The sequence below is a fragment of the Benzoatithermus flavus genome (assembly GCF_037908215.1).
Taxonomy (GTDB): Bacteria; Pseudomonadota; Alphaproteobacteria; order Geminicoccales; family Geminicoccaceae; genus Benzoatithermus; species Benzoatithermus flavus.
In genome coordinates, this window is the sequence record NZ_JBBLZC010000026.1 from 1 (window position 1) to 12544 (window position 12544).

Sequence of the window (12544 nt, forward strand, 5' to 3'; positions counted from 1 at the left end):
CTCGCCCCTGCACGACGACGCGCTCATGGAGCGCCTGGTCGAGGCGCTGCAGGACGTCTGGAGCGAGCTCGGGATCCGGCAGGCGGCGTGAGATCCCGGCAGCATCCCGAGCTACTGCGTCAGGCGGCCGGGCAGCCGCACGATGCCCGCCTCGTTCTCGATCGGGCGGTACCAGTCCGTACCCCGCCGGACATAGCCGTGAGAGCGGCCGATCGCCTCGAGGCCGCTGCTGATCTGGATCCAGGTTCCGTTGTCGTCCGGCTCGGCCTGCACCAGGATGCCGCTGCAGCCGAGCCTTTGCGCCAGGGCGTCGATCGCCTGCAGAACGGCGCCGAGGCCGCGCCAGCCGCCGACCGGCTCGATCGCCCGGATGAACGGCACCAGCAGCACGGGGGGCGCCTCTGCGTTCGTGGCGAGCACGTAGAAGAACATGCCCGCGATCACCCCGGCCTGATTGCGGAGCGTCATGATGCCGCGGTCGGACTTCCGGCTCCGTCGCCCAGCGAGCCAGCCGCGCACGCGCTCCTGCCACGCGGGCAGAGGGACCGGCGGCGATTCCAGAGCCAAAAGAAGAGGATAGGCGAGCGCCGCCTCGCTCCGTTCGAGCGGGCGCAAGCGCCATCCCTCGATGGTGGCATGCGGCGGTTGAGCGAGTATCGCGGTCATGTCTTTCCTATGCGGGGGTGCGCTGCCACCGACATTGACCCAGATCAACATCACACTTTATTGGTGAAGCGGAAGATCGGATGCGGCGATCGGCGCTGCAGATCAGAGGCGCGGGCCGACCGAACGGTGGGCAACATGGCGCAGTCGGGAATCTGATGGCAAGGGCAGGGATGGTGGCGAAGGCTCACCCATCGGCGTTCAGCAACGGGCACCCGGCGTGCGAGGATTGCGGCGTGCGCAGCATTGCCGTCTGCGCCGCTGCGGGCGTCGAGCTGCTGCCGCGCCTGACGGCTCTCGCCACCGGGCGCCGGATCGATGCCGGCCAGACGCTCTTTCAGGAGGGTGACGTCGCCGACGAGGTGTTCACCCTCACCGAGGGCATGCTCAAGCTCTACAAGCTGATGAGCGACGGCCGCCGTCAGATCGTGGGCTTCCTGGTGCCGGGCGATTTCCTGGGCCTGGCCTTCGGGCGCAGCTACGTCTACAGCGCCGAGGCGGTCGTGCCGACCACGGTCTGCCGTTTCCGCCGCCCGCAGTTTCTGGACATGCTCGAGGACTGCCCGGCCATGGAAAAGGAGATCCTCGGCCGGACCTCGACCGAGCTCGCGGCAGCACAGGAGCAGATGCTGCTGCTCGGTCGCAAGACGGCCCGCGAGCGGGTGGCCAGCTTCATCGTCTCGCTCGCCCGGCGGAGCAAGATCGAGCACGAGGGCTCCCTGCCCCTGCCGATGAGCCGGTCCGACATCGCCGATTACCTGGGGCTCACGATCGAGACCGTGAGCCGCACTTTCACGCTCCTCCGCAAGGAGAAGCTGATCGAGCTTCCCGACAAACACGTCGTCGAGATCAAGAAGCGCGCCGAACTCGAGCAGGTCGCCGGGTTCTGAGTTCATGGCGCGGAGCTCGTGCTGCTGGGCGGTCCTGGTGGCCCTTTTCCTGCTCGCCGGATGCGGTGGCGGCCGGGCACCGGGCAGGAGCGCCCCGCCGGCAGCGCCGCAGGCGGCTCTGCCGCGCATCCAGGTCGAGCCCGCTCTCGATCCCGCCGAGCGCCGCGATCGGTTCTGCCGGGCACTCGCGCGCATTATCGATGCCGAGCCCGCCGCCTTTGCGGGCCTGCGCGCCGAGCCCGCGGGCGAGCGGACCTGGGAGGGTGCCGTGGTGCCCCTGGGGCTCGACTCGTGCCGGATCGAGGGCGATTATCGGCCCGGTGCCAGTTATGTCTGCCGCGGAGGGGCGGTCGCCGGCGGCTCGCCCGATCTCCTGCTCGACGGTTATCGCAGTCTCGCCGCCGACATCGATGCCTGTCTTTCGCAGCCGATCTGGTATCCGCACGACTGGCGGCGCGGCGACGAGTTCACCTTCGCCGGTGGTGAACGTCAGACCGTGTGGCGCGACGGCTCGACCGGGCTGAAATCGAGCGTGGCGCTCAAGATCGAGGAGGATCTGGCGGCGAAGCTCTGGCTGCTGCGGCTCGCCGTCGGACCCTCGCTCTGAGCCGGCGCCGTTACGGGTGCCCGGCATCGAACGTATTACAGGCGTCGAGATTCCCGGTATCGAACCCGCGGTGGAACCAGCGTACGCGCTGGGCGGCGCTGCCGTGAGTGAAGGCGTCCGGCACCACGTAGCCGCGCGTGGCCCTCTGGATCCGGTCGTCGCCGACGGCGCTTGCCGCGTTCATCGCCTCCTCGATGTCGCCGGGCTCTAGAATCTCGTGCCGCTCCTCGGTGTGGCGCGCCCATAGCCCGGCGAGGCAGTCCGCCTGCAACTCGACCCTGACCGAGAGACGATTGCTGGTCGCCTCGTCGGATCGCTGCCGCAGCCGGTCCACCTCGCCGGTGATGCCGAGCAGCGTCTGGACGTGGTGCCCGACCTCGTGCGCGATCACGTAGGCACGGGCGAAATCGCCGGGTGCCTCGAAACGCCGCTCGAGCTCGTCGAAGAAGGAGAGATCGAGATAGACCCTCTCGTCGCCGGGGCAGTAGAACGGCCCGGTGGCGGCGCCGGCGATGCCGCAGGCCGACTGCACGCGGCCGTCGAACAGGACGAGCCGCGGCTCCTGGTACTGCCGGCCCATCGCGTTGAAGATCTCGTGCCAGGTGTCCTCGGTCTCGCCCAGCACCGTCGAGACGAACCGGGCCTGCTGGTCGTCGGCCGGCGGCCGTCCGCCCTCGACCACGGCGGGCTGGGTGCCGGTGTCGGTCGGAAGCATGTCGAGCACGAGCCTGGGGTCGACACCGAGGAACATCGCGATCAGCGCCACCGCGACGACGCCGAGCCCGCCGATGCCGCCCACCTGTACCCCGCGCCCGAAGCCGCCTCCCATGCCGCGGCGATCCTCGACGTTCTCGCTCTCGCGGCCCATTTCCCAGCGCATGGAGCTCGTCCCCTGGTTCGGCACGCCGGCCGAGGGCACGAGCCCGAGCCGGCACGAGAACGAACGGCGCTCGTGGCGGGAACGTTCCTTCGCGCGGCTCAGCGGTCGAGCAGGCGGGCGTGCAACGGCCTGAGGGTGGCGTAAGCCGTGGCGTAGATCGCCTGCCGCCCGAGCCTCGTGCCCTCGTCCCCGTTGGAGTCCGGATGAACCAGCCGGACCGGGATCTCGAGCCGGCTGCGGGCCTCGGCGAGATCGGCGTGGATGCCGGCGGCAATCCCGCCCAGGAGCGCCGCACCGAGGCAGGTGGCATCGGGCAGATCGAGAACGGCGAGCGGAACCCCGTAGGCCGTGGCCTTGAGGCGCATCAGGAGCTGGTTCCTGGTGCTGCCGCCGACGCACAGGATGCGCTCCGGCATGCGTGCGCCGAGATGGCGCAGCATGGTGCCGAGGATGTTGGCCCCGTCGAGGGCGATGCCTTCGAGCACGGCCCGGAACAGGGCACCGCGGGTGGTCGAGGCGGAAAGGCCCACGAAGGCGCCGCGCCCGACCGGGTCCGGGAACGGCGGCGAGCCGAGCCGGAGATGGGGCAGGAACAGGACGCCGTCGCTGTCCCCGGGGGCCGCTTCGGCCTCGGCGATCAGGGTGGCGTGGTCGAGGCCGCCATGCACGCTCCGGAACCATTCCACGGCGGCGGCCGCGGTCGGCAGCCCGCCGAAGACGTAATAGAACGGGCGGTCGAGCTCGATCGCACCCTGGTTGAAGCCGTCCCAGCCGAGCGCCGGATCGGCGAGCGGCGCCTCGCGGATGCAGGTAAGCGCCTCCGCCGTGCCCATGCTGTCGAAGAGGATGCCGGGCCGGTCGGCGCCCGCGGCCAGCATGCCGCAGACATGATCGTGGCCGCCGACTCCGACGACGCAGTCGTCGGGCAGGCTGGTGGCGCCGGCGAGCTCGGGCCGGATCCTGCCGAGGGGGCTGCCGCCCGGCAGGATCGGCGCCAGGAGCGAGGCAGGAAGCCCGGTCGCTTCCAGGAGCGATGCCGCCCAGGTGCGGCGCTCGAGATCGAGCAGCAACGTGCGCGAGGCGAGGCTGGGATCGGTCGCCTGCTCGCCACTGAGCCGCCAGGCGAGATAGTCGGCAACGTTGAGCCAGCGGCGTGCCCGCGCGAACAGCTCGGGCTCGTGCCGCTTCAGCCAGAGCAGCTTCAGGAGGCTGAAGGTGGGATCCGGGCAGAGTCCGGTGATCCGGTGGAGCTGCTCGAAGCCGATCGTCGCCAGGAGCTGCTCGAGTTCAGCGGTGGCACGCGTGTCGTACCAGGCCATGACCGGGGCCAGCGGCCGTCCGTCTGCATCCAGGAGCACGCCCGCCTCGCCCACACTCGCGACCGCGATGCTGCGGATCGCCGCCGCATCCGGCGCCTCGGCCGCCACCCGGCGCAGGAGCGAGACCGTGATCCGCCACAAGGCCTCGGGATCGAGCTCGGCGCGACCGGGTCCGAGCTCGCGCATGGGCGTGGGTTCGGCCGCATGCGCCACTACCCGGCCATCGGTCGCGAACAGAATGGCCCGGATCTGGCTGGTACCGGCATCGATGCCGCAGAGGAGCGGGCGGTCGGTCGCCATGACGGTCACGCCCTGCCCGTTGCCGGTGCGGTTCGGCCCATCGACGCTCTCCCTGGATTGTCGCCGCGGGCCGACGATAGCCATACCGGCCTGCACCGGAAAGAGCCCTGCCGCGTGCGTGTCGACCGCGCTCCTTCGGCCTCAGCGCGTGATGCGCTCGATCCGGTCGATGAAGGCGAGCGCTCCGTCGATGTGATGGTCGAACAGGAAGTCGAGCCGCCGCGCCCTGGCCTGACGCGCGATGTGGGCGAGCGTCGTCGAGAGCCTGACACCGTCCATGAGCCGTGCCGGCACCGGCGTGGCCCAGCGCGGGCAGATGGCGGCGCGGTACGCTTCGGCCGTGGGCCCCTCGCCGCGCCGCAGGAGATCGGCCTCGAGCTCCTGGCGCAGGATCGGCCCGAACCGGCTCCAGTACTGCCCCGGCGGCACCCGGTAGAGCGCTTCGGACCCGTCGTCGTAGAACAGCTCGCCGGCGTGGACATATTCCGTCCGGGCGAGCCGGTAGCGCTCCAGGGCCGGCGCCAGCCAGTCGAGAGCGCCGATCACCCGATCGACGAGGCCGTGGCCCACGATCCGGGCGAGCGAAGGCGGGAAGGGCAGGTGCGGGATCAGATCGTGCCGATGCTCGATCCGCACGAGCGGCACGGGATAGGTCTTGGCGAAGTTTCTGTCGCCCACGCGCGGGGCCGAGAACACCACGGCCGCGCGCACCGGGACCCCCGCCGCATGCAGCCGGCGTGCCGCCAGCGTCGCCAGCGCCCCGCCGGCGCTGTGGCCCGTGAGATAGATCGGCTTGCCGCCCAGCGCATGATCCTGTGCCATCTCCGCGAGCCGGTCGGCGACCTCGTCCAGCTCGCGCGCATAGCCGCGATGGACGAGGCAGCCGTCGTCCTCGATCTGGGCGTAGTCGAGGTTCGTGAGCCAGGCCTGGAGCGTGGCGAGGAAACTCTCGTGGGAATCGAGATGGAGCTTCGTGCCACGAAAGACGAGATAGGCCGCTCTGTCGTCGGAGGCGGCGAAGCCCATGAAGCCGGGTGTCGTGAAGGCGTCGATCCGGTCGGGTTGCCAGGCCGGCGGGGTTGCCTCGGTCTGCGTGTAGGCATAGGCGCGGCGCGCTAGCGCCACGAGCCGGCGGGCCAGGGTCACGTCCAAGGATGGCTCACCTCGTCTGCCGACGGGCCGTTCGCGACGGCCCGCCTCGTCGCGAGCGTAATGTCGGCAGCGCCGGCGAGGGAGGCAAGAGGCCTTTCGTCCCACTGCGACAGTCGGCCGAGCGCCGGCGACGATCATGCCGGCAGGTGCAACCGCCCATTCCGGAAACACGCCCCCGGGCTGCGACGAACTAGCTATAGAGGTGAACCGGATGCGATGGTAAGATAATATAATCGATTTTTGATCGCCAAAAAAAACGACCAGGAAATAAGGAAAAGGTTGACAGGCCCTCATCGGGCGTCCGGCGACCGGAATGTACGAATAAGGACATGCGGGACAACGCGAGCTGCCCCGTCGATGGCTCGCCAGCCGACGGAATGGCATGCTCCCTGCAGGGCAGACTGGATGAGACGTGTTTTCCCGAGTGGCCGCCGCTGGGCCGCCTGCGTGCTCGTCCTGGGCTCGGCGCTCGTGCTGCTGGCCGGGGTCATCCACGATCTGGCCGGTGTGGCGCGCGGCGCGGGCGCATCGGCGCGGCTCGTCCAGCGCGGCTACGAGGCGATCGGGGCGGCCGACGGGCTGCTGTCGACCGTGCAGGATGCCGAGATCGGACAGCGCGGCTATCTGCTGACCGGCGATCCCGTCCATCTCGCCTCCTACGATCGGGCGACCGCCCGTGTACGTCCGCAACTGCAGGGGCTCGAGCACCTCGCTGCCGACGATCCGGCGCAGGCCGCGCGCCTGCCCGCCATCCGCGGGCTTGTCGACCACAGGCTTGCCGAGCTCGCGCGCGCCATCGCCCTGCGTCGCGGCGGCGACGAGGCGGGTGCCCGCGCCGTCGTGCGCTCGGGCGAGGACAAAAGGAGCATGGACGAGCTGCGCGAGGCCGTCGGGGCGTTCACCGCCGAGGAGCGGCGACTCGCGACCGAACGTGTGGCCGAGTTCGCTGCCGCTCAGCGCCAGGCGGCGATACGGGCCATCACGATGGTGATCGTCCTCCTGTCGGGCGCTGCCGCCGTTCTGCTGTTCGCCTATCGGAGCCGGCGGACCGGAATCCCGCTATCGGCACGCGAGGCCGAGATCGGCGCCATCTACGCCTCCGCGCCCGTCGGCCTCGCCTACCATGATCGGGGGCTGCGTTTTCGCGCCGTCAACGACTGGCTGGCGGCGATCGACGGCCGACCGGTCGCCGCCCACATCGGCCGCACGATCCGTGAGATCGCGCCCGAGGTGGCCGACAAGATCGAACCGATCCACCGGCAGGTGCTCGAGACCGGCGAGCCCGTGCTTGACCGCGATATCCGTATCGCTACGCCTGCGACCGGCGGCGTCCCGCGCGATTACATCGCCTCCTTCTGGCCGATGAAGGATGCCGACGGCCACGTCGTCGGGGTCGCCATGTCCATGGTCGACGTGACCGAGCGCAAGGCAGGCGAGACGCAGCTCGAGGAGGCGAAGGAGCGTCTGGCGTCGTTGCTCGAAGGCACCGACGAGGGCTTGTGGGACTGGAACGTGGTCACCGGGGAGGTCCGGCGCTCGGCTCGCTGGCAGACGATGCTGGGCTATGCGCCCGGTGAGATCGAGCCGAGCGTGCACGCCTGGGAGCAGCTCGTCCATCCCGACGACAGGGCCGAGATGATGCGCGCGCTTCGGGATCACCTCGATGGCCGCACCGATCATTACGAGGCCGAGCATCGCATCCGCACCAAGGACGGACACTGGCTGTGGATCCTCGATCGCGGCAAGGTCATCGCCCGTGACGGCGAAGGTCGGCCGCTGCGGGTGGTCGGCACCCAGCGCGACGTCAGCACGCGCAAGGCGGCCGAGCAGCGCGTGCGGGCAAGCGAGGAATGGCTGCAGCTCGCACAGAAGGCAGGCGGCGTCACGACCTGGGAATGGAACATCGCCACCGGCGAGGCGACGACATGGTCGGAGCGGAAGAGCAGCCTGCCCCCGGACAGGCTCGGGCCGTCCTACGGCACCTTCCTGCAGACGGTCCATCCGGACGACCGAGGGCTGATCCAGGATCGGGCCCAGGCCGCTTTGCGGAACGAGCAGCCCTTCGACATCGAGTTCCGCATCGTCCGGCCCGATCGGACGATCGGCTGGCTCGCCGCCCGCGGCGACGTGCTTCGCGACGCGGGCGGCGAGCCCGTGCGCATGATCGGCGTCAGCTACGACGTAACCGAGCGGCACGAAGCCACAGCGGCCCTGACCCGCCTCAACGTCGATCTCGAGCAGCGCGTCCAGCATGCGGCGAAGCAGATGATGCAGCTCCAGAAGATGGAGAGCCTGGGCCGGCTCACGGGCGGCATCGCGCACGACTTCAACAATCTCCTCATGGCGGTGCTCAGCAGTCTGGATCTGCTGAAGAAGCGGCTGCCGGCGGACGACCTGCGAACGATGCGGCTGATCGACAACGCGATAAAGGGTGCCGAGCGGGGCGTGACGCTGACCCGACGCATGCTCGCCTTCGCGCGCAAGCAGGACCTCAAGCCCGAGCCGGTCGCCGTGCCCGATCTGGTCACCGGCATGACCGAGCTTCTGCGGCGGTCTCTGGGTCCGCAGATGATCCGGATCGAGACCCGGTTCGCGCCCGATCTGCCCAAGGCCCTGGTCGATGCGAACCAGCTGGAGCTCGCGATCCTCAACCTCGCCGTGAACGCGCGGGACGCGATGCCGGACGGCGGCGTGCTGATCATCGAGGTCGACGCGCAGCGGATCGGCGAAGACTCCTCGCTCCCTCCCGGCTCCTACGTCCGCCTGCGCCTGACCGATACCGGCATTGGCATGGACAGGGAGACGCTCGAGCGGGCCATGGAGCCGTTCTTCACCACCAAAGGGGTCGGCAAGGGAACGGGGCTGGGCCTGTCCATGGTCGACGGGCTCGCGGCGCAGTCGGGTGGCCGGTTCACCCTCGCGAGCGAGCCCGGCCGGGGGACGACGGCCGAGATCCTGCTGCCCGTGGCGCCGCCGCAGCCGAGAGCCGAGCCTTCCGCTCCTCCGATCGAGGCGGAGGCTGGCCCGGAGCCGCGGGCGCTGTCGGTCCTCGTGGTCGACGACGACCAGCTCATCCTGATGGGAACGACCGAGCTGGTGGCGGATCTCGGCCATACCGCGATCGAGGCGGGCTCGGCGCAGGAAGCTCTCGACATCCTCCGCAGTGGCCGGACCGTGGACGTGGTCCTGACGGATCAGGCCATGCCCGGCATGACCGGCCTGCAGCTCGCCGTGGCGATCGAGGCGGAGTGGCCCGGGCTGCCGGTCATCCTCGCCACCGGCTTCGCCGAGATGCCCGACACCATGACCAGATCGGTGGTCGCGCTCCTGAAGAAGCCGGTGCGGCAGAACGTGCTCGCCGCCGCGCTCGTCAGGGCCGCCAGATCGGAGCCGGCCGCGCGTGGCGGCGGGCCTTTTGCAGGCTCGTGATCCCTTATAGGCTCGGCGCCTCTCATCATCCACGCAGGACCCGAAGGCGCCGATGACCGCACGCCCCAATCCTCTGAAGCTGAACCCGCTCCAGGCCAAGACGCTCGCCATCCTCCAGGAGCTGGCCAAGATGCCGGAGATCGCGAGCCCGCCCGACGAGGAGGGGGCAGTGGCGCTGCGCCATCTGCCCCATGCCCACGGCGATCACTTCCACGTCGGCTCTGCCGTGGTCAGGAGCCGTGACGCGACCGGCCTCTTCAACCCCTCGGTCTACGGCGCCCTCGAGCGCAAGGGCCTCGTCAAGCCGGGACCGCGCGGCCTGCCTGCCCTGACCGTGGCCGGGCTCGCCTACGATACCGGCATCGCCGACCAGATCCTCTACCGTGCCGATCACTGACCGGCCTTGAAATCGGGGCGGCGCCGGCGAGATCATCGACGATCGCCGGTGCCGCCCGTGGCGGCGCCGCGTGCCGGAAGGGAGAGGGAGGATGAGCGCAGCCATCGCCACGGCGCCGCTGGAGGCGGCCACGCCACCCTGGACCGGTCTCGCCGCGGCGCTCGCGAGAGAGCCCGTGGTGCCGCCCGCACCCAAGCCCGCGACCGAGGTGCTGCCGCTCTGGCGGCTCGTCCTGCAACTCCGCCGCAACGTGATCTCGACCTGGGGCGAGCCGGCCTACGAGCTCGAGATCCTCTCCCGCCCGTTCCTCGGTAACGAGAGCTTCCTTCTGAATCACCCCGACGCCATCCGCCGGGTGCTGGTCGACAACCACGCCCATTACGGCCGCACGCCCGCTACGATCCGCATCCTGCATCCCATCTTCGGCGACGGCCTGCTCCTTGCCGAAGGAGCGGCCTGGAAGCTGCAGCGGCGGACCACCGCACCGGCCTTCGCTCCGCGCAGCCTCGACGTCGCCACGCGCCACATGGCGAGCGTCGCGGAAGAGACCGTGGCCGAGCTGGCGGCGCACGGCACCAGCGCCGTCGACCTCTTGGGCGTCATGCGGCGCCTCACGCTCGAGGTCGCGGGCCGCAGCTTCTTCTCCCAAGCCATGCACGAGCACGGGGCCGCGATCCGGGCGGCGATGGGGCGGTACAGTGCCCGGGTCGCACGGCCGTCCTTCCTCGACTTCCTCCTGCCGGCATCGGCGCCGAGTCCCGTCGACGTCGCGCGCCACTGGCTGGCGCGCGATTTCCATCGGGCACTCGACCGGATGATCGCCGAGCGTCGTCGAAGCCCGCCCGCGGACCAGCCGCGCGACCTGTTCGATGTCCTCGTGGCCGCGCGCGATCCGGAGACCGGCAAGGGATTCGACCCCGAAGAACTGCACGACCAGATCGCCACTCTCATCGTCGCCGGCCATGAGACGACGGCACTCGCCCTGTTCTGGGCCTGCTATCTCATGGGCTTGGCACCCGAGGTGCAGGAGCTGGTGGCGGAGGAGGCAAGGAGTGTCGATCTTTCGCCCGAAGCCGCGGCCTCGGCCAAGGAGCGGCTGCCGCTCGCCCGGGCCGTGATCCAGGAAGCCCTGCGGCTCTATCCGCCCGCCTTCTCGATCGTGCGCCTGGCGCTCGACCGCGACGAGATCCTGGGCCACGCGATCCCGAAGGGCAGCCTCGTCGTCGTGGCGCCCTGGATCCTGCATCGCCACCGGAAGCGGTGGGGCCATCCCGAGCGGTTCGATCCCACCCGCTTCCTCCCCGGCGCCCCGCCGGTCGACCGCTACGCCTACCTGCCTTTCGGCGTCGGCCCGCGCGTGTGCATCGGCGCCCAGTTCGCGCTGATCGAGGCGACTCTCGTCTTGGCCCGGCTGCTCGCCTCCTTCCGGCTCGAGCTCGTGGGTCCCAGGCGCGTGACGCCGGTCGCGGTCGTGACCACGGTGCCCGACCGGGCCCCGATCTTCCGGCTGCTGCCGCGAAGCTGAGCAATCGTCGCGCGCATCCACGGAACTCCCGATGCCGGCTCGTCTTTTGTTCCGCGATGGAACCATCGAGGGCCGTGCGCCCCGGGCAGGAGAAGGGATACCGAGATGCGCAAGCAAGCGATGGCCGCCGCGCTGGCCTTGATCCTTTCGGGCGGGCTCGCCGCCTGCAGCTCCGGCTCCGACCAGTCGTCCGGCTCGGGCATGATGGGCCAAGCCTCGGGCGCCATGAGCAGCATGGCCAGGTCCGGCGCCACCATGGCGCAGTCGGTTGGCCTGATGGGCAGCGATGCCAAGTTCCTGACCACGGCCATCCAGTCCGGCATCGCCGAGGTCGAACTCGGCCGGCTCGCCCGCGAGCGCGCCAGCAGCCGCGAGGTGCGCAACTTCGGGCAAAGGATGGTCGACGATCACAGCAACGCCAACGCGCAGCTCGAGGCGATGGCGCAGGCGCGCGACCTGACGGTGCCGACCGCGATGGATGCGACGCACCAGAGCCTCCACGACCAGCTTGCGGCGCTGCGGGGACGGTCGTTCGATCGCGAGTACATGCAGAGCATGGTCCAGGACCACGAGAAGGACGTCGACCTGTTCTCGCAGCAGGCCTCGGCCGATCCGAACGATCAGGTCTCGCAGCTCGCGGCCCGGATCCTGCCGCAGCTGCGCGAGCACCTTTCCATGGCCCGGTCGATCAACCAGGCCCTGGAGACGCCGCGGGTGAGCCAGGCCGAGTAGCGCCGCGGGCGCCGGCCTCGGGCGGCACGTCCGAAGCCGGCGCTCCGCTCAGGAGCGGTTTCCGGGGCGTGAAGGAATGGCGCGCAGATACTCGTAGATCGCCCGGAGATCGCGGTCTGTCATACCTTGGTACACCGGCCAGGGCATGACCTGCAGCAGGCGGTTGGGGTTGTCCGGGTCGTGCCCGGTGCGTATCACGCGGATGAACTGCTGAAGCGTGAGCCCGGCCGGTAGTCCCCGGCCGTCTGGCGTGAGGTTCGGCGAGACCAGATTCGGCCCGAACGAGGTGCCGCCGGCGAGATGGCGCGCGGCGTTGAATTGCTTCGGCTGGCCCTGGAACGGGTTGTGCCCGGGAGCGTAGGGCGGATTGGTATGGCAGTCGTTGCAGCCGCCCTGCGCGTTGACGATGTAGCTGCCGAGACCGACGAGCACGGCATCGAGCCCCCGGAGACGGAGCCGGACGGGAGCTATCCTGAAGCCCTGGGCGATGCGCGCCGCATCCGAGCCGGGCAGCCCGTCCTCGGCCCGGGCCCCGGCGGGGCCGAGCACGGTGATCGCTGCCACGATGGAAAGAGCGCACGCCGCGAACCGACGCGACCGACGACCGATCATGAGCCATCCTCCCCGTGTTTCCCCAAAGGGAATGGATG

General features: G+C 70.1%; 11 protein-coding genes. 6 read left to right on the forward strand and 5 right to left on the reverse strand.

The features are described 5' to 3' along the window. Window positions 1–111: 111 nt before the first annotated feature. Window positions 112–666: a hypothetical protein gene (locus tag U1T56_RS19735; protein ID WP_418161217.1), complete on the reverse strand. Its 555-nt coding sequence runs from the start codon at window positions 664–666 to the stop codon at window positions 112–114. A 233-nt stretch (window positions 667–899) separates the two neighbouring features. On the opposite strand from U1T56_RS19735, the gene U1T56_RS19740 reads away from it, so the two are divergent. Continuing rightward, window positions 900–1553, forward strand: coding sequence for a cyclic nucleotide-binding domain-containing protein (locus U1T56_RS19740; protein ID WP_418161218.1), 654 nt, complete (start codon window positions 900–902; stop codon window positions 1551–1553). A 4-nt stretch (window positions 1554–1557) separates the two neighbouring features. Next, a complete protein-coding gene (locus U1T56_RS19745) occupies window positions 1558–2160 on the forward strand; it encodes a hypothetical protein (RefSeq protein WP_418161219.1) in 603 nt (200 codons plus the stop codon). A 10-nt stretch (window positions 2161–2170) separates the two neighbouring features. Here U1T56_RS19745 and ypfJ read toward each other — a convergent pair whose 3' ends face one another. The 3 genes from ypfJ to U1T56_RS19760 all read right to left on the reverse strand — a co-directional run bounded on the left by ypfJ (window position 2171) and on the right by U1T56_RS19760 (window position 5805). After that, window positions 2171–3040: a KPN_02809 family neutral zinc metallopeptidase gene (gene ypfJ / locus U1T56_RS19750; protein ID WP_418161220.1), complete on the reverse strand. Its 870-nt coding sequence runs from the start codon at window positions 3038–3040 to the stop codon at window positions 2171–2173. Between the two features lie 98 nt (window positions 3041–3138). Continuing rightward, a complete protein-coding gene (locus tag U1T56_RS19755) occupies window positions 3139–4743 on the reverse strand; it encodes an FGGY-family carbohydrate kinase (protein ID WP_418161221.1) in 1605 nt (534 codons plus the stop codon). A 57-nt stretch (window positions 4744–4800) separates the two neighbouring features. Continuing rightward, window positions 4801–5805 carry a lipase family protein gene (locus U1T56_RS19760; RefSeq protein WP_418161268.1) on the reverse strand — a complete coding sequence of 335 codons (1005 nt, stop codon included), beginning with the start codon at window positions 5803–5805 and terminating at the stop codon, window positions 4801–4803. Between the two features lie 411 nt (window positions 5806–6216). Between U1T56_RS19760 and U1T56_RS19765 the strand changes: the two genes are divergently transcribed. The 4 genes from U1T56_RS19765 to U1T56_RS19780 all read left to right on the forward strand — a co-directional run bounded on the left by U1T56_RS19765 (window position 6217) and on the right by U1T56_RS19780 (window position 11894). After that, on the forward strand, window positions 6217–9240 hold the full coding sequence (locus U1T56_RS19765; protein ID WP_418161222.1) for a PAS domain-containing protein: 3024 nt from the start codon (window positions 6217–6219) through the stop codon (window positions 9238–9240). Between the two features lie 52 nt (window positions 9241–9292). Then, window positions 9293–9637: a hypothetical protein gene (locus tag U1T56_RS19770; RefSeq protein WP_418161223.1), complete on the forward strand. Its 345-nt coding sequence runs from the start codon at window positions 9293–9295 to the stop codon at window positions 9635–9637. 91 nt (window positions 9638–9728) lie between these two features. Further along, complete coding sequence (locus U1T56_RS19775) at window positions 9729–11162, forward strand: cytochrome P450 (RefSeq protein WP_418161224.1); 1434 nt, start codon at window positions 9729–9731, stop codon at window positions 11160–11162. Window positions 11163–11267: 105 nt separating this feature from the next. Further along, window positions 11268–11894 (forward strand): DUF4142 domain-containing protein, encoded by a 627-nt coding sequence (locus tag U1T56_RS19780; RefSeq protein WP_418161225.1) that lies wholly within the window; start codon window positions 11268–11270, stop codon window positions 11892–11894. A 48-nt stretch (window positions 11895–11942) separates the two neighbouring features. Here U1T56_RS19780 and U1T56_RS19785 read toward each other — a convergent pair whose 3' ends face one another. Continuing rightward, window positions 11943–12506: a cytochrome C gene (locus U1T56_RS19785; RefSeq protein ID WP_418161226.1), complete on the reverse strand. Its 564-nt coding sequence runs from the start codon at window positions 12504–12506 to the stop codon at window positions 11943–11945. Between the last annotated feature and the right edge of the window lie 38 nt (window positions 12507–12544).